This is a genomic window from Streptomyces sp. NPDC051219 (assembly GCF_040682335.1).
GTDB lineage: Bacteria > Actinomycetota > Actinomycetes > Streptomycetales > Streptomycetaceae > Streptomyces.
The window spans coordinates 74,468-98,662 of sequence record NZ_JBFBAS010000005.1 but is presented as its reverse complement, the minus strand read 5'-3'; the positions used below and the strand labels follow the sequence as shown (position 1 = coordinate 98,662).

The window sequence follows — 24,195 nt, the reverse complement described above, 5'->3', positions numbered from 1 at the left end:
GTACACTGGTCGGTCCAGTGCAGGCCGGCAGCCTTCCCACCTGGGAGGGCAGCCGGCCTTCTCGTCCCTCTTGGAGGTGTGCCCGGATGACCAGTACGGTTCCCGCGCCCGTAACCCGTACGGCCGACGGTTCAGCCCTCCAGGCTGTGCTGCTCGACATGGACGGGACCCTGGTGGACACCGAGGGCTTCTGGTGGGACGCCGAGGTGGAGGTATTCGCGGATCTCGGGCACACGCTCGACGAGACCTGGCGCGACATCGTGGTCGGCGGCCCGATGACCCGCAGCGCCGGCTACCTCATCGAGGCGACCGGCGCCGAGATCACCCTCGCCGAGCTGACCGTGCTGCTCAACGACCGCTTCGAGGAGCGCATCGCGCAGAGCCTGCCGCTGATGCCCGGCGCCGAGCGGCTGCTCAACGAGCTGGCCGCGCACAACGTCCCGACCGCCCTGGTCTCCGCCTCCCACCGGCGGATCATCGACAGGGTCCTGCAGTCGCTGGGGGCCGACCGTTTCGCGCTGACCGTCGCCGGGGACGAGGTGGCCCGGACCAAGCCGCACCCCGACCCGTATCTGCTGGCCGCCAGGGGCTTGAGCGCCCACCCCGCGCGCTGCGCGGTGATCGAGGACACGGCCACCGGAGTGGCCGCCGCCGAGGCAGCCGGCTGCCGGGTGGTGGCGGTGCCCTCGGTGGCACCCATCGCCCCGGCGCCGGGCCGGACGGTCGTACGGTCCCTCGAAGAAGTGGATCTCCCATTCCTGAGAACTCTCATCACGGGATTGAACTGACCTCTTCACGCTGCGTACAGCGTGGAATGGGACCGAAAGTCCGCGCCCTCCCACGGGCATTTTCCGTGAGTGCGTGGTGGCTGAATGTATATGCACGGAGCGTCGGCGCGCCGACGTGAGCTTGGTCACCCTGTTGCCCCTCGACGGGCGGGTTGAGGCGGTGCGTCCGCTTCCCTTGTGTCCGGATTGGTGGAGCCGTGTACGAATCCTTCCGCGGCCCTCCGCCGGTAGGCAGTTCCTATTGATCACCGTGTGATTACGCCCCAAGTCCGGCCAGTTCCAGCTTTCCTGGCGATGCCGACTAATGTCGTCGCGAGAACTCCGCCGCAACCTTCGTGGCCTCAGCACGCACCCCGTAACTGAGACCACTGGACCGATCGTTTTGTACCCGGCCCGATCGCTTCGCCCCTACCCCGGGCGGCTGCCGCGGAGTGGAAGCAACCGCTGTACGCAAGTGCCGGATGAGGGAGAACTTCGAGGATGAACCGCAAGACTCTGGTGCTGCCGGCCGTGGCCGGCCTGCTCGCCCCCGTGCTCGCCGCATGTGGCAGCACGACCAGCGGGGGAGGCAGTGGCGACGGGATCGTCGTCGGTACCACGGACCGGTTCGAGGCCGCGGAGGACGCACCCGCTCCCTTCGACCCCGCCTACGCGTACGACGCCGGTGCCTGGAACGTGCTCCGCCAGACCGTCCAGACGCTGATGCACGTGCCGCGCGGCGGCGGTGCGCCCAAGCCCGAGGCCGCCGAGGAGTGCCTCTTCACGGACAAGGGCAACGAGAGCTACCGCTGCACCCTGCGCAGCGGCCTGAAGTTCGCCAACGGTGACGAGCTCACCGCCGAGGACGTGAAGTTCTCGATCGAGCGCGTCCTGAACATCGACGACGACAACGGTCCGATCACCCTGCTGTCCAACATCGACACGGTCGAGACCAAGGGTGACGACCAGGTCGTCTTCCACCTCAAGACCCCGGACGCCACCTTCCCGTACAAGCTGTCCACGCCGGCCGCCGGCATCGTCGACAGCGCCACGTACGACGCGAAGAAGCTCCGCGACGGATTCGAGGTCGACGGCTCCGGCCCGTACACCGTCAAGCCCGAGGTCAGGGACAACCGGCTCGTCCGGGCCGTCTTCACCAAGAACCCCGAGTACAAGGGCGACTTGGAGCTGCGGAACGACAAGGTCGAGCTGCGCACCTTCGCGGACTCCGACGAGATGGGCCGGGCGCTGGAGGCCGGAGACATCGACATGATGTCCCGCACCATGTCGCCCGAGCAGATCCAGAAGCTGTCGGAGTCCCCGGCCAAGGGCGTCGAGCTCGTCGAGATGCCGGGTCTCGAGATCCGCTACCTCGCCTTCAACACCGCGGACCCCTCGGTGGAGGACAAGGCGGTCCGGCAGGCGATGGCGTCGGCCGTCAACCGCAACGAACTCACCTCCAGCGTCTACGGGTCGACGGCCGAGCCGCTCTACTCGCTGGTTCCGTCCAGCATTCCCGGCCATGTGAACTCGTTCTTCAACAAGTACGGCGACGCCAATGTCGCCGGCGCCCGGTCCATCCTGCGCGCCGCCGGCATCAAGACTCCGGTGAAGCTCACGCTGCACTACACGACGGACCACTACGGCTCCGGTACGGCCAAGGAGTTCGAGGCGCTGGGAAGCCAGCTGAACTCCACCAAGCTCTTCGACGTCACCGTCAAGGGCACCGAGTGGTCGAAGTTCCGGCCCGCCCAGAAGCGCGGCCAGTACGCCGTCTACGGCCTCGGCTGGTTCCCCGACTTCCCGGATGCCGACAACTACGTCGCGCCGTTCCTGGACAAGGACAACTTCCTCAACACGCCGTACGTGAGCAACGAGATCCGCAACAAGCTGATCCCGGCCTCGCGGCGTGTGGCCGACCGCGGTGCGGCCGGCAAGACCTTCGCAAAGATCCAGGACATCGTCGCCGAGGACGTGCCCGTGCTGCCGCTGTGGCAGGGCAAGCAGTACGTCGGCGCGCGCGACGACATCACCGGGGTGGAGTGGTCGGTCAACTCCTCCGCGGACCTTCAGCTGTGGGAGCTCGGCCGCGGTGTGAGCGGCTGATCTCCGCAGAACCCGGTAGCGGGCACCACGCGCCGGGAGACAACTCAGTGAGACAGTGAGGCACGTTCGCGTGAAACGACGTAACCAGTGGTTGGCGGCCCCGCTCGGCGCGGGACTCGCAGCCGGTTTGCTCAGCGGTTGCGGTGCGCAGGAGGGGGCTTCCGGGGGCACCGGTGAATCGGTGGTCATGGGAATGTCCGACGACGTTGCGGCCACGGATCCCGCTTCGGGTTACGACCCGGGCTCCTGGCTGCTGTTCAACAACGTCTTCCAGTCCCTGCTGAGCTTCCCCAAGGGGAGCACGGTGCCGCAGCCCGACGCGGCCGAAAAGTGCACCTTCGAGGGCAGCGGCAGCAAGGTCTACCGGTGCACCCTCCGGGACGGACTGAAGTTCAGCAACGGGAACAGCCTCACTTCGAAGGACGTCAAGTTCTCCTTCGAGCGCACACTGAAGATCGACGACGTGAACGGCCCGGCCGTCATGCTCACCTCGATCGGCTCGATCGACACGCCGGACGAGAAGACCGTGGTCTTCCGCCTCAAGGTGCCCGACGCGACCTTCCCCAGCAAGATCGCTTCGGGCGCCGGGTCCATCGTCGACCATCGCGAGTACAGCTTCGACAAGCTGCGCACCGACAACCAGGCGGTCGGCTCCGGTGTCTACAAGCTCGAGTCGTTCGACGACGAGAAGGCCACCTTCTCGGTCAACCCCGGCTACCAGGGCACGGCCAAGGCCAAGAACTCCGGCATGACCATCCGGTTCTTCGACGACGACCAGGCGGCGCTGAAGAACGCGCTGCAGAAGGGCGATGTGGACATCGCCTACCGAGGTCTCGCCGCGCAGGACATCGTCGGACTCAACGACCAGAGCGGCAAGACCGGCCTGGATGTCGTCGAGGGCAACGGAGCCGAGGTGCAGCACCTCGTATTCAACGTGAAGCACCCGGTGGTCGGTGAACTCGGGGTACGCAAGGCCATCGCCTACCTCGTCGACCGCGAGGCCCTGGTCAGCGACGTCTACAACGGCACCGCGTCACCGCTCTACTCGATCGTTCCGTCCGGGATCGCCGCCCACAACACGGCCTTCTTCGACCGGTACGGCGGTACCCCGCAGCCCGACAAGGCCCGGCAGGCCCTGCGCAAGGCCGGTATCACGGGCAAGGTGAAGCTGACCCTGTGGACCACCCCGTCCCGCTACGGGCCGGCCGCGGGCCAGGAGTTCGAGACCATCGCGAAGCAGCTCAACGACAGCGGGCTCTTCGACGCCGAAGTGAAGTCCGTCGAGTTCGAGCAGTACGAAAAGGACATCGCCGCCGGCAAGTACGGCGTGTACCTCAAGGGCTGGGTCCCGGACTACCCGGACCCGGACAACTTCACTCAGCCGTTCTTCGGCGAGGGCAATGTGCTGTCCAACAACTACGAGAACCCCACCATCACCGACGACATCATTCCGGCCACCTCGGCGATGGCCGACCGGGCGGAAACCGAGAAGGACTTCGGCAGGCTGCAGAACCTGGTCGCCGAGGAGCTGCCCATCCTCCCGCTGTGGCAGGGCAAGCAGTACGTGGTGGCCCGCGAGAACGTCACGGGCCTGCAGTGGTCGCTGGACGCCTCGACCGTCTTCCGGTTCTGGGAGATCAGCAAGGGCTGACCACACCGGCCGCGCCGCGCCCCGGCGTCACTGTGCGCCGGGGCGCACCAGTCCGCTCTCGTACGCGTACACCGCGGCCTGCACCCGGTCGCGCAGTCCCAGCTTGGTCAGCACGTGCCCGACATGGGTCTTGACCGTCGTCTCGCTGACGAAGAGATCGGCGGCGATCTCCGCGTTCGACAGGCCGCGCGCGACCAGCTTGAGTACCTCGACCTCGCGGTCGGTCAGCGTGTGCAGCGTGTCCGGCACCGGATCCTCGCCGGACGGCAGATGGCTCGCGTACTTGTCGAGCAGCCGGCGGGTGATGCTCGGCGCGAGCAGTGCCTCGCCGGAGGCGACCACCCGGATCGCCTGCACCAGTTCATCGGCCGGAGCGTCCTTCAGCAGGAACCCGCTGGCCCCCGCGCGCAGCGCCTCCACGACGTACTCGTCGAGGTCGAAGGTGGTCAGCACCAGAACCTTGGCCGGGCCGTCCCGGCCGGGCCCGGTGATCTGCCGCGTCGCCTCCACCCCGTCCATCCGCGGCATACGGATGTCCATCAGCACCACGTCCGGCTGAAGGGCCCGAACCTGCTCCAGAGCCTGGAGGCCGTCCCCGGCCTCTCCGACGACCGCGAGGTCCTGCTCCGCCTCCAGGATCATCCGGAAACCGGTGCGCAGGAGGGGCTGGTCGTCGACCAGTAGGACGCGGATGGCCACAAGAACTCCTTAGTTAGACCGGGCCCATTCTGCCCTGGCCGCCCGCCCCGGACTCCGCCGGACCCCCGGCCGGCAGTCCTCGGTGCCGGGGCCTCACGGCGTCGGGTCGCGTGGCGCGATGGTCAGCGGGTACACCGGGGGAGTGCCGCCGAACTCCGGACAGTGGGCCTGGTGGTCACACCATCCGCAGAGTTTCGTCGGCCGCGGCCGCCAGTCACCCGACTCCGTCGCCTCCTTGATGGCATCCCACAGGGCGAGCAGCTTGCGCTCCACCCGCTCGAGATCCGCCACCACCGGGTCGTACGTCAGGACGTCGCCGCTGCCGAGATAGACCAGCTGAAGCCGGCGCGGGACGACGGCTTTCAGCCGCCACACCACCAGGGCGTAGAACTTCATCTGGAACAGTGCGCCCTCCGCGTATTCCGGACGCGGGGCCTTGCCCGTCTTGTAATCGACGATCCGCACCTCACCGGTGGGCGCCACATCAACGCGGTCGATGATCCCGCGCAATCGCAGTCCCGACTCCAGTTCCGTCTCGACGAACAGCTCCCGCTCCGCCGGTTCCAGCCTTGCCGGATCCTCCAGCGAGAACCAGCGCTCGACCAGTTCCTCAGCCTCCGAGAGCCACCGTCCGAGCCGCTCGCCCCCGGAGTCCTCCGCGAACAGCTCCGTCAGCTCGGGTCGCGTCTCCAGCAACCGGTCCCACTGGCCGGGAACCATGGCCCGCGCCCGGGGCGCCGTACGCTCCACCGCCGGATCGTCGAAGAGCCGCTCCAGCACCGCGTGCACCAGCGTGCCGCGCGTCGCCGCCTCACTCGGCTTCTCGGGCAGCCTGTCGATCACCCGGAACCGGTAGAGCAGCGGGCACTGCATGAAGTCGCTCGCCCGGGAAGGAGAGAGCGACGAGGGCCGCGCGGCGTCGGCCGGTTCGGTGCCGGTGGTCGTACTCATGGCCCAGACCCTACGGCCCGCCACTGACAGTGGTCCGCATACCATCGACGACAGACCCCCTCGCGCTGCATGATCGTGGGATCACACCATGCAACAGTGAGGGACGCTTCCGACAGAGGGGACACCGTGGACGAGAGCGGCGACGGCGGACGGCAGTCCGGCGGAGGAGCCAATCGCGGCTCCGCGCCCGGGGACGGCAAGCCGCGCCGTACGCGCGAACGTGGTGGCGGTCTGCTCATGGGCCGCCCGTTCGGCGTGCCGGTTTACGTGGCGCCCAGCTGGTTCCTCGTGGCGGCGCTCATCACCTGGGTCTTCGGCGGCCAGCTCGACCGCGTGCTGCCCGAGCTCGGCGCCGCCCGTTATCTGGTCTCCCTCTTCTTCGCCGTCGCCTTCTACGCGTCCGTACTCGTCCACGAACTGGCCCACACCGTCGCGGCCCTTCGCTTCAAACTGCCGGTGCGCCGTATCCAGCTGCAGTTCTTCGGCGGGGTCTCCGAGATCGAGAAGGAGTCGGAGACCCCGGGCCGCGAATTCGTCCTCGCCTTCGTCGGCCCGCTGCTCTCGCTCGTACTGGCCGCCGTCTTCTACGCCGGGATGCTGGCCGTCGAGCCGGGCACCGTGCCGGGCGTCCTGCTCGCCGGCCTGATGATCTCCAACCTCATCGTCGCGGCTTTCAACCTGCTGCCGGGGCTGCCGCTCGACGGCGGCCGGATGCTCCGGGCGATCGTGTGGAAGATCACCGGCAAGCCGATGGCCGGCACCGTCGCCGCCGCCTGGGTGGGCCGGGCCCTCGCCGTCGCCGTCCTCCTCGGCCTGCCGCTGCTCACCCACACCGGGCTCCTGGGCAACCCCACCGAGGAGATCGGGGGCATGGACACCGTCACCGACGCGCTCCTCGCCGCCATCCTGGCCGCGATCATCTGGACCGGCGCGGGCAACAGCCTGCGCATGGCCCGGCTGCGCGAGCACCTCCCCGGACTCCAGGCCCGTACCCTCACCCGGCGCGCCGTCCCGGTCGAGTCCCACACCCCCCTCTCCGAGGCGCTGCGCCGCGCCAACGAGGCCGGTGCCCGCGCCCTCGTCGTCGTCGACGGGCACGGCGACCCCACCGCCCTGGTGCGGGAGACGGCCATCGCGGGAGTCCCCGAACATCGCCGCCCCTGGGTCGCGGTCAGCGGCCTCGCGCAGGACATCAAGGAGGGAATGAGGGTCTCGGCCGAACTGGCCGGCGAAGCACTGCTCGACACCTTGCGCGCCACCCCCGCCACGGAGTACCTCGTGGTGGAGGAGACGGGCGAGATCTACGGGGTGCTCTCCACCGCCGATGTCGAGAAGGCCTTCGTGCGGGCCATGGCGCGCCCCGCGACCTGAGGGCCCGGTCCGTCTCCGCGGCGCCGTGGGCCCGTGACGGCAGGCCGTGCGCCAAAGGCGGAGTGAACCAGCACCCTGTGGCGGCCGGTAGGCTGTTCACATGTCCGAACCGACCGGTGCCGCCCGCCGTCGCGGGCCCTTCAAGGTCGGGGACCAGGTCCAGCTCACCGACCCCAAGGGACGCCACTACACGTTCACGCTCGAAGCCGGGAAGAATTTTCACACCCACAAGGGTTCCTTCCCGCACGACGAGCTGATCGGTGCTCCCGAGGGCAGTGTTGTCCGAACCACGGGAAACGTCGCCTACCTCGCGCTGCGCCCCCTGCTCCCCGACTACGTCCTCTCCATGCCCCGCGGCGCCGCCGTGGTCTACCCCAAGGACGCGGGGCAGATCCTGGCCTTCGCCGACATCTTCCCCGGCGCCCGCGTCGTGGAGGCGGGTGTCGGCTCGGGATCGCTCAGCAGCTTCCTGCTGCGGGCCATCGGCGACCAGGGCATGCTGCACAGTTACGAGCGCCGGGAGGACTTCGCCGAGATCGCCACGCAGAATGTGGAGCGCTACTTCGGCGGCCCCCACCCCGCGTGGCAGCTCACGGTCGGCGACCTCCAGGACAACCTGTCGGACACCGATGTCGACCGCGTGATTCTGGACATGCTCGCCCCTTGGGAGTGCCTGGAAGCCGTTTCCAAGGCGCTCGTCCCCGGGGGCATCCTCTGCGCGTACGTCGCGACCACCACCCAGCTCGCCCGCACCGTGGAGGCGATCCGCGAAATCGGCTGCTTCGCCGAGCCGCAGCCGTGGGAGTCGATGATCCGCAACTGGCACGTCGAGGGCCTGGCTGTCCGCCCCGACCACCGGATGATCGGCCACACCGGCTTCCTGGTCACCGCCAGGCGCCTCGCGGACGGCGTGGAGCCCCCGCTGCGCCGCCGCCGGCCGGCCAAGGGCGCGTACGGCGAGGACTACACCGGGCCCGGCAGCGAGAGCGGCTCAGCCTCCCGCGGCTGACCACGGCCGACTTCAACGTACAAGCGCCGCCGCTCAGTTCCCGCGCACTGCGCGGGAACTGAGCGGCGGCGCCTTTTCGTTGGCCGGCCGAGTTCGTCGGCGCCGCGAGTTCGCAGGAAGTACGGACCCCCTCGTTCCGCCCCGGTGTGACGTGTGGCACGATGCTGGCCACCCCAGCACCGCCGCACCACAGGAGACTCCGCGTGCAGACCTCGGAAGTCCCGGACCTGGCGCACACCCGCACCCGCCCGGCGCACTGGCTCGCCACCGCCACGGCGATGGCCGCGGTCGTCGCGGCCGCCGGCCTGCTCCAGCCCGACCATGCCACCGCGTCCCAGGCCGGCCCGGGCACGGTCACGGCGGCCGGGCCGGCCCCGGCCGCACCCGATCCGGCCGGGGTGGATTTCCCACTGGACTGCGGTGGCGCGAAAGAGCTGGTGACCAAGAAGGGGTCGGGCGACCTCGACGGTGACGGACGGCCGGAGAGCGTCGTCGTGGTCCGTTGCGAGGCGGGTTCGGGCACCCCGCCGAGCGGCGTTTACGTACTGACGCGGCAGGCCGCCCAGGGCTCGGACGCCAGGGTCGTGGCCACCTTGCTCGATCCGGCGGAGCGGTTGAGTGTGGGCTCATTCGCGGTCCGTGACGGCCTGGTCACCGCGACTCTTCTCGGCTATTCCTCGGAGGCGGTGCCGCGCTGCTGCCCGGACGAGCGCCGGCAGATCAAGTGGCGGTGGACCGACGGCAAGTTCCTCCGGGCCGACGAGGCCGCACCCAAGCCGTGAGTGTGTGATCGGTCACCCGGCGTCAGGGCCGTAGACCTCGACCCTGTCCGAAACGCGCCGCACATGGATGCAGTCGCCGGGGCACTCCTTGGCGGAGTCCACCACGTCCTGGAGAAGCGGGAGCGGCACGGGTGTTGTGGCCCCCGCCGCCTGCAGGAGCTCGTCCCCGGCGCCCTTCACGTACGCCAGGCCGTCGATGTCGAGCTCGAAGACCTCGGGCGCGTACTGGGCGCAGATGCCGTCCCCGGTGCACAGATCCTGGTCGATCCAGACCTCGAGCAGATCCCGGCCTTCGCCCGCGCTGCCGCCGGGCGCCTCGTGCTGCACGGTCATATCTCCTGCCGTTCCCTGCGCTACGTGATCCAACCTGACGCAAGTCGCGCCAGCCCTGACGGGTGTTGAACGCTTCGACGATACAACCGGCCGCTTTCCGATGTTGAACGGTGGGTATTCCCCTGGCGTGAGGGAGTACGCAAGGGTGAAGATCGGACACACCCCTACCGTCTTTGTGATCTAGGGGTTTCAATCGCCACCTGCCCAGGTAGGGTCAGGAAGCGTCCAGCTCCCCTTGGAGGAGGTGAGGACCGTGGCAGCCCACGACGACGACATCAACCGCGGCATCCGGCCCGGGCGGGGGTCTGAGGACCCAGCCGGCCAGGTTGCCTATCTCGAGCAGGAAATCGCCGTCCTGCGACGAAAGCTCGCCGACTCTCCGCGGCACACGAGGATTCTCGAAGAGCGCATCGTCGAATTGCAGACGAACCTGGCCGGCGTGTCCGCTCAGAACGAGCGACTCGCCAATACGCTCCGTGAGGCCCGGGACCAGATCGTGGCCCTCAAGGAGGAGGTCGACCGGCTCGCACAGCCGCCGGCCGGCTTCGGTGTCTTCCTGCACGCGAACGAGGACGGCACCGTCGACATCTTCACCGGGGGCCGCAAGCTCCGGGTGAATGTCAGCCCCAGCGTCGAGCCCGACGAGCTCAGGCGCGGCCAGGAGGTCATGCTCAACGAGGCGCTCAATGTGGTCGAGGCCATGGAGTTCGAGCGCGCCGGGGACATCGTCACCCTCAAGGAGATCCTCGAGGACGGCGAGCGCGCCCTGGTGGTCGGGCACACCGACGAGGAGAGGGTGGTGAGGCTCGCCGAGCCCTTGCTGGACGTCATCATCCGCCCCGGCGACGCCCTGCTGCTCGAGCCCCGCTCCGGCTACGTCTACGAGGTCGTACCCAAGAGCGAGGTCGAGGAGCTCGTCCTCGAAGAGGTCCCGGACATCGACTACGACAAGATCGGCGGTCTGGGCAACCAGATCGAGATGATCCGCGACGCGGTCGAGCTTCCGTACCTCTACCCCGACCTGTTCAAGGAGCACGAACTGCGGCCGCCCAAGGGTGTGCTGCTCTACGGGCCTCCCGGCTGCGGCAAGACGCTGATCGCCAAGGCCGTGGCCAACTCCCTTGCCAAGAAGGTCGCCGAGGTGACCGGGCAGCCTGCGGGGAAGAGCTACTTCCTCAACATCAAGGGCCCCGAGCTCCTCAACAAGTACGTCGGTGAGACCGAGCGGCACATCCGCCTCGTCTTCCAGCGTGCCCGGGAGAAGGCGAGCGAGGGCACCCCCGTCATCGTCTTCTTCGACGAGATGGAGTCGCTCTTCCGCACCCGCGGGTCCGGTGTCAGCTCGGACGTGGAGAACACCATCGTCCCGCAGCTGCTCGCCGAGATCGACGGTGTGGAGGGCCTGGAGAACGTCATCGTCATCGGTGCCTCGAACCGCGAGGACATGATCGACCCCGCGATCCTGCGGCCGGGCCGGCTCGACGTCAAGATCAAGATCGAGCGCCCGGACGCCGAGGCGGCGAAGGACATCTTCGCCAAGTACCTCAAGGCCTCGCTGCCCCTGCACGGCGACGACCTGACCGAGCACAGTGGAGACTCCGCCGCCACGGTGCACGGCATGATCCAGTCCGTCGTGGAGCAGATGTACGCCGAGTCCGAGGAGAACCGCTTCCTCGAGGTCACGTACGCCAATGGCGACAAGGAAGTCCTGTACTTCAAGGACTTCAACTCGGGAGCGATGATCCAGAACATCGTGGACCGGGCCAAGAAGATGGCCATCAAGGCCTTCCTCGACCACAACCAGAAGGGTCTGCGCGTCTCCCACCTCCTCCAGGCTTGCGTGGACGAGTTCAAGGAGAACGAGGACCTGCCCAACACGACAAACCCGGACGACTGGGCCAGGATCTCCGGAAAGAAGGGCGAGCGGATTGTATTCATCCGCACGCTCGTCACCGGAAAGCAGGGCGCGGACACCGGACGCTCCATCGACACGGTGGCAAACACCGGTCAGTACCTGTAAATGTCAGGGCGGCTGCGGGTGCCCTCTCAGGGCATCCGCAGCCAACTGCTTTTCAGGAGGCCGCAGGAGCTAGGGCAATGACTGAAATGATCTCCCCACCAGCGCAAAGGCGTTCTAGGCTCATCGGTACCGTCGAGTCGCGCGGTGCGGGGACGGGCACCGCACACGCACCGGAGAAACAGCGGTACTTGAGCGCCGCTCCCAGGTGGGAGCGCCGCCGGGCAAGGAGGGCCGCATGACCGTACGGCGAGTAATGGGTATCGAGACGGAGTACGGGATCTCCGTCCCCGGCCACCCGAACGCCAATGCCATGCTCACCTCGTCCCAGATCGTCAACGCCTACGCGGCGGCGATGCACCGGGCGCGCCGCGCCCGCTGGGACTTCGAGGAGGAGAACCCGCTGCGGGATGCCCGCGGCTTCGACCTCGCCCGCGAGGCCGCCGACTCCAGCCAGCTCACCGATGAGGACATCGGCCTGGCCAATGTCATCCTCACCAACGGTGCGCGGCTCTACGTGGACCACGCGCACCCCGAGTACAGCTCGCCGGAGGTGACCAATCCGCGCGACGCCGTCCTCTGGGACAAGGCCGGCGAGCGGATCATGGCGGAGGCCGCCGAGCGGGCGGCGCAGCTGCCGGGCGCCCAGCCGATCCACCTGTACAAGAACAACACGGATAACAAGGGCGCCTCGTACGGCACGCACGAGAACTACCTGATGAAGCGGGAGACCCCGTTCTCGGACATCGTGCGGCATCTGACGCCGTTCTTCGTCTCCCGGCAGGTCGTCACCGGTGCGGGCCGGGTCGGCATCGGCCAGGACGGCCACGAGCACGGCTTCCAGATCAGCCAGCGGGCCGACTACTTCGAGGTCGAGGTGGGGCTGGAGACCACGCTGAAGCGGCCCATCATCAACACCCGGGACGAGCCGCACTCCGACGCCGAGAAGTACCGCAGGCTCCACGTGATCATCGGGGACGCGAACCTCTCCGAGATCTCGACCTACCTGAAGCTGGGCACCACGGCCCTGGTGCTGTCGATGATCGAGGACGGCTTCATCGCCGTGGACCTCGCGGTCGACCAGCCGGTGCGCACCCTGCACCAGGTCTCGCACGACCCGACGCTGAAGCACCTGGTCACACTGCGCAGCGGTCGGACACTCACCGCTGTACAACTGCAGATGGAGTACTTCGAGCTGGCCCGCAAGTATGTCGAGGAGCGGTTCGGGGCGGACGCCGACGAGCAGACCAAGGACGTCCTGATCCGCTGGGAGGACGTGCTGGGCCGGCTGGAGAGCGATCCGATGAGCCTGTCGGGCGAGCTGGACTGGGTCGCCAAGCGGGAGCTCCTCGAAGGCTACCGGCGCCGCGACAGCCTGGGCTGGGACGCGGCCCGCCTCCACCTGGTCGACCTCCAGTACGCCGACGTACGGCCCGACAAGGGCCTGTACAACCGGCTGGCGGCCCGCGGCAAGATGAAGCGGCTGCTGGACGAGCCGGCCGTGGAACGGGCGGAGACGAAGCCTCCTGAGGACACACGGGCGTACTTCCGCGGCCGCTGTCTCGAGCAGTACGCGGACGACGTCGCGGCGGCCTCCTGGGACTCGGTCATCTTCGACCTGCCGGGCCGGGACTCGCTGCAGCGGGTGCCCACGCTGGAGCCGCTGCGCGGTACGCGTAACCACGTGAAAGAACTGCTGGACCGGTGCCGCACGGCAGAGGACCTGGTCCGCGTGCTGTCCGGCGGCTGAAATGACGCGTGGACGGGAATCATGGAGATGGCTCCCGGACGTTAGGACAAGTGCGGGGCCGATGTCAGACCCTGTATGTAGGGTCTGATCTTGGAGAGATCGATCTCGAATCGAGCGGGCGAACCGAGCGGGGTGAGGTAGAGATGGCGACCAAGGACACCGGCGGCGGACAGCAGAAGGCGACACGCTCCACCGAGGAGGTCGAGGAGCAGGCTGCGGAAGCGCAGGCCGCGGAAGACCTCAAGGAGCGCCAGGAGAAGCTGTCGGACGACGTCGACTCCGTACTGGACGAAATCGATGACGTCCTCGAGGAGAACGCCGAGGACTTCGTTCGGAGCTTCGTTCAGAAGGGTGGGGAGTAGCCCCCCGGACTTTGTTGGGGGGGCCGCCAGTTGTCCGTCCCGGGGCCGTCGGCGAAAGCCGGTCGCACCGGGGCGGATGACGGACACGGACACGGGTAAGGTCCGTGCACAGTTCGAATGATCAATCGGCTCGGCCCATGGGGGCGGGCCGCTGCCTATCCGGAAGGAAACGCGTGGAAGCCAACACTCGTAGCACCGGGCGTCTACCAGCTGCCTTCCTGACGCCGGGCTCGTCCTCGTTCATGGACTTCCTGTCCGACCACTCGCCCGAGATGCTTCCTGGCAAGCGGGTACTGCCGCCCACCAAGGGCGTGATCGAGGCGCCGCACGGTACGACCATTGTCGCGTCGACGTTCCCCGGCGGAGTGGTGCTCGCCGGTGACCGCCGGGCCACCATGGGCAACATGATCGCGCAGCGCGACATCGAGAAGGTGTTCCCGGCCGACGAGTACTCCGCGGTGGGCATCGCGGGGACGGCCGGCCTCGCCGTCGAGATGGTCAAGCTCTTCCAGCTGGAGCTGGAGCACTTCGAGAAGGTGGAGGGCGCCACGCTCTCCCTGGAGGGCAAGGCCAACCGGCTCTCCACGATGATCCGCGGCAACCTCGCCATGGCGATGCAGGGCCTGGCCGTCGTCCCTCTCTTCGCGGGCTGGGACGTGGACCGGGAGAAGGGCCGGATCTTCTCGTACGACGTCACGGGCGGCCGGTCCGAGGAGCAGGGTTACGCGGCCACCGGCTCCGGCTCGATCTTCGCGCGCGGCTCGATGAAGAAGCTGTACCGCGAGGACCTGACGGAGCAGCAGGCCACCACGCTGGTCGTACAGGCGCTGTACGACGCCGCCGACGACGACTCGGCGACCGGCGGCCCCGACCTGGCCCGCCGTATCTTCCCGATCGTCACCGTCATCACCGACGAGGGCTACCGGAAGCTGACCGAGGCGGAATCCTCCGAACTCGCCCGCACGATCACCGAGCGGCGCCTCGAACAGCCCGACGGCCCCCGCGCCCCGCTGCTCTGACGAGCGAGCGGAAGCGGACGCGGAGGCCGTCAATGCACTCGCCACTGACAGAAAGGGACGGATAGCCTGTGTCGACGCCGTTCTATGTCTCACCCCAGCAGGCCATGGCCGACCGGGCGGAGTACGCCCGGAAGGGCATCGCCCGCGGGCGCAGCCTTGTCGTGATGCAGTACGCCGACGGCATCGTGTTCGTCGGCGAGAATCCGTCCCGTGCGCTGCACAAGTTCAGCGAGATCTACGACCGGATCGGCTTCGCCGCCGCCGGCAAGTACAACGAGTACGAGAACCTGCGCATCGGCGGCGTCCGGTACGCGGATCTGCGCGGCTACACGTACGACCGTGACGACGTGACGGCCCGCGGACTCGCCAACGTGTACGCGCAGACGCTGGGCACCATCTTCTCCAGCGCCGCCGAGAAGCCCTACGAGGTGGAGCTGGTCGTCGCAGAGGTGGGCAGCGCTCCCGAGGGCGACCAGATCTACCGGCTGCCGCACGACGGATCGATCGTTGACGAGCACGGCTCGGTCGCGGTCGGCGGGAACTCCGAACAGATCAGCACCTTCCTCGACCAGCGCCACCGCGACGGGATGACGCTGGCCGAGGCGCTCAGGCTGGCCGTCCAGGCCCTGTCCAACCAGACCAACGGCAGCGAGCGGGAGATCCCCGCGGAGCGGCTGGAGGTCGCGGTCCTGGACCGGACGCGCCCGCAGCAGCGGAAGTTCAAGCGCATCGTGGGCCGTCAGCTCACGCGTCTGCTGGAGACGGAAGGCGCGACGACCGAACCGACCGAGGCTCCCTCCGACACCGAGGAGTAGCCCCCGGCCGATACCGCGCCCCGGACGCCGCGTCGCGGCTCCGGGGCACGGCTGTGTCCGGATGTGCCCCTTGGGCAGGCTCAGGCCATGGCCGCCTGCAGGCGTCGGGCTGCCGCGCGCCCGTCGGCCCGGCGGTGGCGCGCTGCGGTTCCCTCCCCGGCTGTTCTCGGGCCGGCCGTTGTCGGTCCTGCTGTTTCTCAGTGCGGTCTCAGTCCGGCGGTGGTGGCGCCGTCGACGTGCGGGTGATCAGTTCGACCGGGAGGTCGCCGGTCTGCGGTGGCCGGCCGTCGAGGACCGCGAGCAGGGCGCGCATACCGCGCGCGCCGACCTCTTCCGCGGGCAGCCGCACCGTGGTCAGCTCCGGTTCCACCGCCGTGGCAAGCGCCAGATCGTCGAATCCGGTCACCGAGACATCGTCCGGAACCCGCAGGCCGAGTCGCCGGGCAGCCTTGCAGGCCCCCGCGGCCAGGATGTCGTCGTCGCAGATGACCGCCGTGGGCCGCGGGCCGGGCCCGGTGAGGGCCGCCTCGGCCGCCCCCCGGGCCCCGTCCACGGTGAGCGGCGAGGGGGCGGACCGCACGACCGCGCCCGGCACCCCGCCGAGTGCCCCGGCGAGCGCGCGGGCCCGTACCTCGAAGGTCCACGACTCCACGGCCGAGGCGAGATGGACGAAGCGCCGGTGACCGAGGCCGAGCAGATGGGCCGTCACCTGCCGCATCCCGTCGGCCATGTCGAGGTTGACGAGTGCGGCTGCCTCGGTGTCCGCCGGGTCGCTGTCGAGCATCACCAGGGGCAGATCGGCGCCCCCGATCGCGCCGAGGGCGCCGGCCGCCATCGATGAGGCGATGACGCCGTCCAGGGCGGCCCGTGCCGAGGCGAAGGGGTCGCGGGCCGGGCCCACGCCCTCGGGGGAGGGGTAGAGCACCACGCCGAAGTCGTGTTCGGCGGCGACGCGGGCCGCGCCGGTGTAGACGCGGGCGAAGAACTCGTTCGTCAGTGCGGGGACGACGAGCAGTGCGGTGCGGGTGCGGCCCAGCCGGAGATTGCGGGCCGCCAGATTGGGCAGGTAGCCCAGCTCCTGGGCCGCGTCCCGCACCAGGCCCGCCGTGCGCTCAGAGACACGCCCCCGCCACTTCTCGCCGAGGACCAGCGAGACGGTCGCCTGTGAGACCCCGGCGGCCTGCGCCACATCACGGCTGGTGGGCCTCGTCACTGGTGCCTCCGGGGTAGACCTGCGGACAGCGGACATGGTACGTATGACTGCGGACGTTATACGTAAAACCTCGGCGGACCGCCGGGCGGAAGGGACAGCACATGGCCGCGGGATACGCGGAGCTCCTCAGGACCCGGCATGCGGCACGGCTGCTCGCCGGCACTCTCGTGGGCCGGCTGCCGAACGCCACCGCCCATATCGCGATCGTGCTGTTCACCCGGGCCGAGGGCGGCAGCTACACGCTCGCCGGAGCCCTCGCCGCCGTGTACGGCCTGGCCACCGCGGTCGGTCAGCCGCTGCTCGGCCGGGCTGTGGACCTCTACGGCCAGCCGCGCGTCCAGCTGCCGTCGGCTGTTGTGTCGGCTCTGGGAATGGCCCTGCTCGCCGTTGTGGGCACGGATCCCCTCGTGGTGGCCTACGGGGCCGTCACCGTCGCGGGACTCTTCACACCGCCCCTGGAGGGCGGCCTGCGGGCCCTGTGGCCGAGCGTGCTCAGGCACGAGGACCGGGTGCACGCCGCCTACGCGATGGACGCGGTCGCCCAGGAGATCATGTTCACGGTGGGCCCGCTGCTGGTCACGCTCCTCGTCTCGCTGTGGTCGCCCGCCGCCGCGCTGCTGGTCATCAACGCCATCGGGGTGCTCGGCGCACTCTCCGTGGTCGTCTCCGAGCCCTCCCGCGCATGGCGCTCCGCGCCCCGTGAGGCCCACTGGCTGGGTGCCCTGCGCTCGCCCGGCCTCGTCGCCCTGCTGGGCTCGTTCTTCTTCGTGGGCGTCGCCCTGGGGTCCATCACCGTCGCCGGCGTCGCGTACGCCGACGACCACGGCAACCAGTCGGTGTACGGCTGGCTGATGGCGGCCCTCGGCCTCGGTGCGCTGGTCGGCGGTGTGGTGTACGGGGCCAGACAGTGGGCAGGCGCCCCCGAGCGGCGGCTGACGTTGATCGTGGCGCTCCTCGCGCTGGGCTACCTCCCGCTGGCGCTCACCCCTGGTGTGCCTGCGATGACCCTGCTCGCGGCCGTCGCCGGAGTCTTCCTGGCGCCGGCCATCGCGTGCGCGTTCATCGTGGTCGACCGGCACGCTCCCAGGGGCACGGTGACCGAGGCGTTCTCCTGGCTGGTGACCACCTTCGGGGTCGGCGCCGCCCTCGGTACGGCGGCCGCGGGCCCGGCCGTGGAACTCGGCGGGACCGCCGCGGGCTTCGCCGTGGCGGGCGCCGGAGGAGTTGCCGCACTGCTGGTTCTGATGGCCACTCAGCAGGTCCTCGCAGCTCCTGGGCATCGCCGCGATGAAAAGAACTCATCGGAAAATGATCGAAACGGTGCCGTCGAACCCGGTTTCAGAGCAGGGCATCAGGCGTAATGTTCAGTCATGGACCGCCGCATTTTCGGGCTGGAGAACGAGTACGGCGTCACGTGCACGTTCAGGGGACAGCGCCGACTGTCTCCTGACGAAGTGGCGCGCTACCTCTTCCGCCGTGTTGTGTCATGGGGCCGCAGCAGCAACGTCTTCCTGCGGAACGGCGCCCGCCTGTACCTCGACGTGGGATCGCATCCGGAATACGCAACTCCCGAATGCGACAACGTGACCGAACTGGTCACCCACGACAAGGCCGGCGAGCGCATCCTCGAAGGCCTGCTCGTCGACGCCGAACGCCGCCTGCACGAGGAGGGAATCGCGGGCGACGTCTATCTCTTCAAGAACAACACCGACTCGGCGGGAAACTCCTACGGCTGCCACGAGAACTACCTGGTCGCCCGGCACGGAGAATTCTCCCGGCTCGCGGACATCCTCATCCCTTTCCTGGTCACACGGCAGCTGCTGTGCGGGGCGGGCAAGGTACTGCAGACCCCCCGGGGCGCGGTCTACTGCGTCAGTCAGCGCGCCGAGCACATCTGGGAGGGGGTCAGCTCCGCCACTACCCGCTCCCGGCCGATCATCAACACCCGGGACGAGCCGCACGCGGACGCCGAGCGCTACCGCCGGCTCCACGTCATCGTGGGCGACTCCAACATGTCCGAGACCACCATGCTGCTCAAGGTCGGCGCCACCGACCTGGTGCTGCGCATGATCGAGGCGGGCACGGTGATGCGTGACCTGACCCTGGAGAACCCGATCCGGGCGATCCGCGAGGTCAGCCACGACCTCACCGGGCAGCGCAAGGTGCGCCTGGCCAGCGGGCGCGAGGCGTCCGCCCTCGAGGTCCAGCGGGAGTACTACGAGAAGGCCGTGGACTTCGTCGACCGCCGGGGCATCCGTACCGGTACGGTCGAACAGGTCCTCGAACTCTGGGGACGCACCCTCGACGCCATCGAGGCGGAGGATCTCGACCGGATCGGCACCGAGATCGACTGGGTGATCAAGTACAAGCTCATCGAGCGGTACCGGGCCAAGCACAACATGACCATGTCACATCCCCGGGTCGCTCAGATAGACCTCGCGTACCACGACATCCACCGCCGCCGTGGGCTCTACTACCTGCTCGAGAAGAAGGGGCAAGCCGCCCGGATCTGCAACGACTTGAAGATCTTCGAGGGCAAATCGGTGCCGCCGCAGACCACTCGGGCCCGGCTGCGCGGTGACTTCATCCGGCGGGCACAGGAGCAGCGCCGGGACTTCACCGTCGACTGGGTGCATCTCAAGCTCAACGACCAGGCGCAGCGCACCGTGCTGTGCAAGGACCCCTTCCGGTCGGTCGACGACCGGGTGGAGAAGCTCATCGCCGGAATGTGACGGCAGCAGCACCGGACGCAAGGCGCCGTACGTTTCACGTGCGGCGCCTCGGGCACGTCGTAGAGTGGCGCGCACGCCCACACGCAAGATCTACCCCCCGACCAGATAGAGGCTTTCCGTGCGCCGTCGCTCCCTCCTCCTCGCCGTGCCCGCCGGGCTGCTCACGCTCGCGGGCTGTGGCGACGACAAGTCCGACAAGGCAAAGACCGACTCCACCCCGACGTCCTCGGCGCCTGCCACGGCGAAGATCGTCGACGGTCCGCTGCCTGCGGTCACGGCCGGTACGAAGTTCGGCGACAAGCCGACCATCGCCAAGGGGCCCGGGAAGCCGTCCACGGACCTCGCGGTCAAGACGCTGATCGAGGGCACGGGCGCCACGGTCGCCAAGGGCGACAAGCTCCAGTTCAACTACCTCGGCCAGATCTGGGACACCGCGAAGGTGTTCGACAACTCGTACGACCGCGGGAAGCCGGCCCTGTACCCCATCGGCGTCGGCCAGCTGATCCCCGGCTGGGACCAGGCGCTGGTGGGCAAGAAGGTCGGCAGCCGCGTGGAGCTCGCGGTTCCGCCGGCCCTCGGGTACGGCGGCCAGGGCAACCCGCAGGGCGGGATCAAGGGCACCGACACGCTCGTCTTCGTGGTCGACATCGCGGGCACCTTCAACGCCAAGAGCTCGGCCGACGGCAAGGAGGTCGCGCAGGACAACATCGACCTCCCCAAGGTCGGCAGCAACAAGGACGGCAAGGCGCCCTCGATCGACGTCCCGAAGAAGGACGCGCCCAAGAAGCTGGTCTCCGGCTACGTCCTCGAGGGCGACGGCGCCCCGGTCAAGGCCACGGACACGCTGCTCCTGCAGTACAAGGGCGTCCTCTGGGCCGGCGGCAAGGAGTTCGACTCCACCTACAAGCGCGGGGAGCTGGCCGAGTTCCCGCTGCAGCAGCTGATCAAGGGCTGGCAGCAGGGGCTCGCGGGCAAGAAGGTCGGCAGCCGCGTGATGCTCGTGGTGCCGCCGGAGCTGGGCTACGGCGACAAGGCATCGGGCGAAATTCCCGCCAATTCCACTCTGGTCTTCTCGCTCGACATCCTGGCTGTTCTGTAAGACTGTCCGGGTTGCCCGTACGTAAGTGAACAAGGAGCAATTTCCGTGAGCATCGAGAAGCCCGAGATCGACTTCCCGGGCGGAGAGCCGCCGGCCGACCTGGAGATCAAGGACATCTGGGAGGGTGACGGCCCTGAGGCCAAGGCCGGCGACACCGTCTCCGTCCACTACGTGGGCGTGGCCTTCTCCACCGGCGAGGAGTTCGACTCCAGCTGGAACCGCGGCACCCCGCTGAAGTTCCAGCTCGGTGTCGGCCAGGTCATCCAGGGCTGGGACAAGGGCGTACAGGGCATGAAGGTCGGCGGCCGCCGCCAGCTGACCATCCCCGCGCACCTCGCGTACGGAGACCGTGGCGCGGGCGGCCGGATCAAGCCGGGCGAGACGCTGATCTTCGTGTGCGACCTGGTCGGCGTCTGACCGGTTCGCGGCAGCGTGGCGCAGCACACCGAGGGCCCATGCCTTGAAGGCATGGGCCCTCGGGCCGCCGGGCACCGCTTTGCCGCGACACCGCGGGGCGGTACGGTCAACGGGCGGAAATGATACGAACAGAAGAGGTGTAGGGCGTCGATGGCCATTGCCAAGGCCGAGCGGCTGATGAATCTGGCGCTGTGCCTGCTCGGGACGCGGCGCCCGCTCAGCAAGCGCGAGCTGAGGGGGTCCATCGAGGCCTACCTGGAGGCCGGTTCCGACGACTCCTTCAACCGGATGTTCGAGCGGGACAAGGATGATCTCCGCGAACTCGGCCTGGTCATCGAGACGGTGGAGAACCTCGACGGCGATATCGGCTACCTCGCACGCCGTGACAGCAACCGGCTTCCGCCCGTCGCCCTGGACGCCGAGGAGGCCGCGGCCCTCGGCCTCGCCGCCAAGGTGTGGCAGCAGGCCAGGCTCGCCGGAGCGGCAACCGGCGCGCTGCAGAAGCTGCGCGCGGCGGGGATGCCCGAGGCCGTGGACCCCTATGAGGGGCAGCACAGCGCGATCGAGCCGCGGATCCCGGTGCACGAGGCCGCCTTCGAGCCGCTGATGCTGGCATGCCGCGACCGCAGGCCGGTTGTCTTCGACTACCGCAAGGCGAACGCCGCACGCCCCGAGCCCCGGCATGTCGAGCCCTGGACGCTGGAGTGCTGGCGCGGCCACTGGTACCTGGCGGGCTGGGACCGCGAACGAGGTGCCGAGCGGGTGTTCCGGCTCTCCCGGATCAGCGGCCGGGTCCGCTCCCGGGCCGGGGCCTTCACCGCGCCCGTGCCGGACGTCTCCACCGTTCGCGAGACCGTCGAGAGCTGGGCAGGCGAGACCGCCACCCGCAGCGCCGTGATCCGGCTGCGCTCGGGCGCCGGGTACCCGCTGCGCGCGAGGGCGACCGCCACCCGGGAACTGGGCGACGGCTGGGACGAGTTGGAGATTCCGTACGGACACGGGCTGGACGCCTGGCTCGTCGAGTTCGGGCCGGACGTGGTCGTACTGGAGCCCGCGGATCTGCGGGCCGATGTCGTGGACCGGCTGCGCGCCGTGGCCAAGGGCTGAGGGGGCCGCACAAGCATGGCTGCGAACGCGATCGACCAGACCCGCCGGATGCTGTCGCTGGTGACGTACCTCCGCGAGCGCCCCGGCGCGCGCGTGGGCGATGTCGCCCGCGCCTTCGGGATCACCGAGGACGAACTGATCTCCGACCTCGACGTCCTGCCGATGTGCGGGACGAGTTTCCGAGGCGGAGACCTCCTCGACATCGACACCGACGGCGAACGCATCTGGTGGCACAACCCCGACGATGTAGCGGAGCCGCTGCGGCTCGCCGCCGACGAGTCCACCGCCCTGCTGGTGGCCGCCCGCGCGGTCGCCACCCTTCCCGGGCTGCGCGCGAGCGACCGGGACGCGCTGCTGCGCGCCACCGCCAAGCTGGAGGCCGCGGCGGGTGAGGCCGCGGGAGCCAGTTCCCGGCTCTCGGTGACCTTCGAGTCCGAGGGCGGCGTATTCGCCGACGTCGACCGGGCGATCTCCGAGCGGCGCCGGCTCTGGCTGCGCTACTACTCGCCCGCCCGGGACGAACTCACCGAGCGGGAGGTCGACCCGATCCGCCTGTTCGCGGTCGGCCACACCTACATGGAGGCGTGGTGCCGGCTCTCCGAGGCGCGGCGTACCTTCCGGCTGGACCGGGTGGCGGAGATCCGGCTGCTCGACGAGCCCTCCGAGCCGCCGGCCATCGAGCCGCGTGATCTGTCGGAGGGCCTGGTGCAGCCCGCGGCCGAGGACCCCGAGGTGGTCGTCGAGGTGGGCCCCGGGGGCCGCTGGGTCGCCGAGTACTACCCGCACGACAGCGCGGAGGAACTGCCCGACGGGGGGCTGCGGATCGCGCTGCGCACCCCCGACCCGGCTTCGCTGCGCCGGCTGGCGCTGCGGCTCGGCAGGGACGGCCGGATCGTGTCCCCGCGGGACCTCGCGGACAGCGCACAGCAAGCGGCCCGCGAGGGGCTCGCGGCGTACGACGGTCGGGAGTGAGGGGTGTGCGCATGATGCCTGGCATTTCAGGATTGTCGGCCCAGGTGGGGCCGGTCCTCTTCAAGGCCGCCTGCCCGGACTGCAGTGCGCGCTTCGAACTCTCCGCGGGCGCCCTGCGGCTGGCGATCGGAGCCAGCCGCCGCACCACCTTCTACTCCTTCACCTGCCCCGAGTGCGGATCGGCGGTGCGCAAGCCTGCCGGCGAGCGGATCGTCGAGCTGCTCACCGGGGGCGGCGTGCGGACGCTGCGCCTCCACTCCACCGTCTGACCGTCTAGGCTCTGCGCATGCTGTGGCCGATGCTCGCAATCGCTCTGGGATTCCTCGGAATCGCCGTACTCGGCACCCTGGCCATCAGGGTCTTCGTCGAGGTGCGGCGGCTCGGCCGCCAGGTCTCCGAGACGGCGGGGAGGATCAACCGCGCGGCGGAGGACCTGGAACGCGCCGCGTCGGACATGGCTCGCACCGGCGAAGCCCTGCGATAGCCGTCCGGGGTCTCCTGCGGCGGGACGACGGGCGGTACGCTGAAGATCGCGACCTGCAAGCGAGGCGCAGGCCGTAGCCGGGAGTACACACGGGGATTGCCCCGTGTTCGCGCCCGCGGGTTACGATCGCTGCCAGAACGACGGTAGGACAACTGTCCTAGCGGCACGACAGCCCACCCAGCCGCCCTCGGTGAGAAGGTACACGCTTATGTTCGGAAGGCTCGGCGCTCCCGAGATCATTCTTATCCTCGTCGTCATCATCCTGCTGTTCGGCGCGAAGAAGCTTCCGGACATGGCTCGTTCGCTGGGCAAGTCCGCGCGCATCCTCAAGAGCGAAGCCAAGGCGATGAAGTCCGAGGGTGGCCAGCAGCCGGCTCCGGCCGACCCCCCGGCACCCGGCGCTTCCCAGGACCAGGCGGTACCGCGCACGATCCAGGCCGCGCCCGGTGACGTGACCAGCTCGCGTCCGGTCAGCGAGCCGACCGACTCGACCAAGCGCTGACACCTGGGCCGATGCAGGCGCCGAGACCGGTGGTGGC

At 69.1% G+C, this 24,195-nt stretch carries 24 protein-coding genes; 20 read left to right on the top strand and 4 right to left on the bottom strand.

The window, feature by feature from the left end:
• Positions 1–86: 86 nt before the first annotated feature.
• From AB0M62_RS08740 to AB0M62_RS08730, 3 genes are all read left to right on the top strand, one after another.
• A complete protein-coding gene (locus AB0M62_RS08740) occupies positions 87–788 on the top strand; it encodes an HAD family phosphatase (protein ID WP_366073397.1) in 702 nt (233 codons plus the stop codon).
• 480 nt (positions 789–1,268) lie between these two features.
• Entirely contained in the window at positions 1,269–2,873 is a 1,605-nt protein-coding gene (locus AB0M62_RS08735) for an ABC transporter substrate-binding protein (protein WP_366073396.1), read from the top strand.
• A 70-nt stretch (positions 2,874–2,943) separates the two neighbouring features.
• On the top strand, positions 2,944–4,524 hold the full coding sequence (locus tag AB0M62_RS08730; RefSeq protein ID WP_366073395.1) for an ABC transporter substrate-binding protein: 1,581 nt from the start codon (positions 2,944–2,946) through the stop codon (positions 4,522–4,524).
• A 27-nt stretch (positions 4,525–4,551) separates the two neighbouring features.
• Here AB0M62_RS08730 and AB0M62_RS08725 read toward each other — a convergent pair whose 3' ends face one another.
• Both AB0M62_RS08725 and AB0M62_RS08720 read right to left on the bottom strand, forming a co-directional pair.
• Complete coding sequence (locus tag AB0M62_RS08725) at positions 4,552–5,223, bottom strand: response regulator transcription factor (RefSeq protein WP_366073394.1); 672 nt, start codon at positions 5,221–5,223, stop codon at positions 4,552–4,554.
• Between the two features lie 93 nt (positions 5,224–5,316).
• Entirely contained in the window at positions 5,317–6,174 is an 858-nt protein-coding gene (locus AB0M62_RS08720; RefSeq protein WP_366073393.1) for a RecB family exonuclease, read from the bottom strand.
• 126 nt (positions 6,175–6,300) lie between these two features.
• Here AB0M62_RS08720 and AB0M62_RS08715 point away from each other — a divergent pair, with 126 nt between their 5' ends.
• The 3 genes from AB0M62_RS08715 to AB0M62_RS08705 all read left to right on the top strand — a co-directional run bounded on the left by AB0M62_RS08715 (position 6,301) and on the right by AB0M62_RS08705 (position 9,336).
• The gene (locus AB0M62_RS08715) at positions 6,301–7,545 is read left to right on the top strand and encodes a site-2 protease family protein (protein WP_366073545.1); all 1,245 of its coding nucleotides are present in this window, start codon (positions 6,301–6,303) and stop codon (positions 7,543–7,545) included.
• 100 nt (positions 7,546–7,645) lie between these two features.
• Positions 7,646–8,554 carry a tRNA (adenine-N1)-methyltransferase gene (locus AB0M62_RS08710; RefSeq protein ID WP_366073392.1) on the top strand — a complete coding sequence of 303 codons (909 nt, stop codon included), beginning with the start codon at positions 7,646–7,648 and terminating at the stop codon, positions 8,552–8,554.
• Positions 8,555–8,757: 203 nt separating this feature from the next.
• Positions 8,758–9,336 (top strand): hypothetical protein, encoded by a 579-nt coding sequence (locus AB0M62_RS08705; protein WP_366073391.1) that lies wholly within the window; start codon positions 8,758–8,760, stop codon positions 9,334–9,336.
• A gap of 12 nt (positions 9,337–9,348) precedes the next feature.
• Here the strand turns inward: AB0M62_RS08705 and AB0M62_RS08700 are convergent, their stop codons facing one another.
• Entirely contained in the window at positions 9,349–9,669 is a 321-nt protein-coding gene (locus AB0M62_RS08700) for a ferredoxin (protein WP_366073390.1), read from the bottom strand.
• Positions 9,670–9,922: 253 nt separating this feature from the next.
• Here AB0M62_RS08700 and arc point away from each other — a divergent pair, with 253 nt between their 5' ends.
• The 5 genes from arc to prcA all read left to right on the top strand — a co-directional run bounded on the left by arc (position 9,923) and on the right by prcA (position 15,632).
• Positions 9,923–11,689, top strand: a complete 1,767-nt coding sequence (gene arc, locus AB0M62_RS08695) for a proteasome ATPase (RefSeq protein WP_366073389.1) — start codon at positions 9,923–9,925, stop codon at positions 11,687–11,689.
• Positions 11,690–11,924: 235 nt separating this feature from the next.
• Entirely contained in the window at positions 11,925–13,436 is a 1,512-nt protein-coding gene (gene dop / locus AB0M62_RS08690; RefSeq protein WP_366073388.1) for a depupylase/deamidase Dop, read from the top strand.
• Between the two features lie 143 nt (positions 13,437–13,579).
• Complete coding sequence (locus tag AB0M62_RS08685) at positions 13,580–13,798, top strand: ubiquitin-like protein Pup (RefSeq protein WP_129796966.1); 219 nt, start codon at positions 13,580–13,582, stop codon at positions 13,796–13,798.
• A gap of 173 nt (positions 13,799–13,971) precedes the next feature.
• Positions 13,972–14,817, top strand: a complete 846-nt coding sequence (gene prcB / locus AB0M62_RS08680) for a proteasome subunit beta (protein ID WP_366073387.1) — start codon at positions 13,972–13,974, stop codon at positions 14,815–14,817.
• A 68-nt stretch (positions 14,818–14,885) separates the two neighbouring features.
• Complete coding sequence (gene prcA / locus AB0M62_RS08675) at positions 14,886–15,632, top strand: proteasome subunit alpha (protein ID WP_366073386.1); 747 nt, start codon at positions 14,886–14,888, stop codon at positions 15,630–15,632.
• 208 nt (positions 15,633–15,840) lie between these two features.
• Here prcA and AB0M62_RS08670 read toward each other — a convergent pair whose 3' ends face one another.
• The gene (locus AB0M62_RS08670) at positions 15,841–16,881 is read right to left on the bottom strand and encodes a LacI family DNA-binding transcriptional regulator (protein ID WP_366073385.1); all 1,041 of its coding nucleotides are present in this window, start codon (positions 16,879–16,881) and stop codon (positions 15,841–15,843) included.
• 65 nt (positions 16,882–16,946) lie between these two features.
• On the opposite strand from AB0M62_RS08670, the gene AB0M62_RS08665 reads away from it, so the two are divergent.
• From AB0M62_RS08665 to tatA, 9 genes are all read left to right on the top strand, one after another.
• Entirely contained in the window at positions 16,947–18,206 is a 1,260-nt protein-coding gene (locus AB0M62_RS08665; protein WP_366073384.1) for an MFS transporter, read from the top strand.
• Positions 18,207–18,215: 9 nt separating this feature from the next.
• Positions 18,216–19,577, top strand: a complete 1,362-nt coding sequence (gene pafA / locus AB0M62_RS08660; RefSeq protein ID WP_366073383.1) for a Pup--protein ligase — start codon at positions 18,216–18,218, stop codon at positions 19,575–19,577.
• 118 nt (positions 19,578–19,695) lie between these two features.
• Positions 19,696–20,676 carry an FKBP-type peptidyl-prolyl cis-trans isomerase gene (locus AB0M62_RS08655; protein WP_366073382.1) on the top strand — a complete coding sequence of 327 codons (981 nt, stop codon included), beginning with the start codon at positions 19,696–19,698 and terminating at the stop codon, positions 20,674–20,676.
• 45 nt (positions 20,677–20,721) lie between these two features.
• Positions 20,722–21,093 (top strand): FKBP-type peptidyl-prolyl cis-trans isomerase, encoded by a 372-nt coding sequence (locus AB0M62_RS08650; protein WP_366073381.1) that lies wholly within the window; start codon positions 20,722–20,724, stop codon positions 21,091–21,093.
• A 150-nt stretch (positions 21,094–21,243) separates the two neighbouring features.
• Positions 21,244–22,200 carry a WYL domain-containing protein gene (locus AB0M62_RS08645; protein ID WP_366073380.1) on the top strand — a complete coding sequence of 319 codons (957 nt, stop codon included), beginning with the start codon at positions 21,244–21,246 and terminating at the stop codon, positions 22,198–22,200.
• 15 nt (positions 22,201–22,215) lie between these two features.
• Positions 22,216–23,172 carry a WYL domain-containing protein gene (locus tag AB0M62_RS08640; protein WP_366073379.1) on the top strand — a complete coding sequence of 319 codons (957 nt, stop codon included), beginning with the start codon at positions 22,216–22,218 and terminating at the stop codon, positions 23,170–23,172.
• A gap of 14 nt (positions 23,173–23,186) precedes the next feature.
• The gene (locus tag AB0M62_RS08635) at positions 23,187–23,441 is read left to right on the top strand and encodes a hypothetical protein (RefSeq protein WP_366073544.1); all 255 of its coding nucleotides are present in this window, start codon (positions 23,187–23,189) and stop codon (positions 23,439–23,441) included.
• Between the two features lie 17 nt (positions 23,442–23,458).
• Complete coding sequence (locus tag AB0M62_RS08630) at positions 23,459–23,656, top strand: hypothetical protein (protein WP_366073378.1); 198 nt, start codon at positions 23,459–23,461, stop codon at positions 23,654–23,656.
• A gap of 208 nt (positions 23,657–23,864) precedes the next feature.
• Positions 23,865–24,158, top strand: a complete 294-nt coding sequence (gene tatA / locus AB0M62_RS08625; protein ID WP_366073377.1) for a Sec-independent protein translocase subunit TatA — start codon at positions 23,865–23,867, stop codon at positions 24,156–24,158.
• Positions 24,159–24,195 lie beyond the last annotated feature (37 nt).

Coding starts and splice junctions, on each gene's coding strand:
- pafA (WP_366073383.1), top strand. CDS start 18,216: ATGGACCGCCGCATTTTCGGGCTGGAGAACGAGTACGGCGTCACGTGC.
- AB0M62_RS08640 (WP_366073379.1), top strand. CDS start 22,216: ATGGCTGCGAACGCGATCGACCAGACCCGCCGGATGCTGTCGCTGGTG.
- AB0M62_RS08720 (WP_366073393.1), bottom strand. CDS start 6,174: ATGAGTACGACCACCGGCACCGAACCGGCCGACGCCGCGCGGCCCTCG.
- AB0M62_RS08685 (WP_129796966.1), top strand. CDS start 13,580: ATGGCGACCAAGGACACCGGCGGCGGACAGCAGAAGGCGACACGCTCC.
- AB0M62_RS08700 (WP_366073390.1), bottom strand. CDS start 9,669: ATGACCGTGCAGCACGAGGCGCCCGGCGGCAGCGCGGGCGAAGGCCGG.
- AB0M62_RS08665 (WP_366073384.1), top strand. CDS start 16,947: ATGGCCGCGGGATACGCGGAGCTCCTCAGGACCCGGCATGCGGCACGG.
- AB0M62_RS08740 (WP_366073397.1), top strand. CDS start 87: ATGACCAGTACGGTTCCCGCGCCCGTAACCCGTACGGCCGACGGTTCA.
- tatA (WP_366073377.1), top strand. CDS start 23,865: ATGTTCGGAAGGCTCGGCGCTCCCGAGATCATTCTTATCCTCGTCGTC.
- AB0M62_RS08670 (WP_366073385.1), bottom strand. CDS start 16,881: ATGTCCGCTGTCCGCAGGTCTACCCCGGAGGCACCAGTGACGAGGCCC.
- AB0M62_RS08735 (WP_366073396.1), top strand. CDS start 1,269: ATGAACCGCAAGACTCTGGTGCTGCCGGCCGTGGCCGGCCTGCTCGCC.
- AB0M62_RS08630 (WP_366073378.1), top strand. CDS start 23,459: ATGCTGTGGCCGATGCTCGCAATCGCTCTGGGATTCCTCGGAATCGCC.
- AB0M62_RS08645 (WP_366073380.1), top strand. CDS start 21,244: ATGGCCATTGCCAAGGCCGAGCGGCTGATGAATCTGGCGCTGTGCCTG.
- AB0M62_RS08710 (WP_366073392.1), top strand. CDS start 7,646: ATGTCCGAACCGACCGGTGCCGCCCGCCGTCGCGGGCCCTTCAAGGTC.
- AB0M62_RS08635 (WP_366073544.1), top strand. CDS start 23,187: ATGCCTGGCATTTCAGGATTGTCGGCCCAGGTGGGGCCGGTCCTCTTC.
- dop (WP_366073388.1), top strand. CDS start 11,925: ATGACCGTACGGCGAGTAATGGGTATCGAGACGGAGTACGGGATCTCC.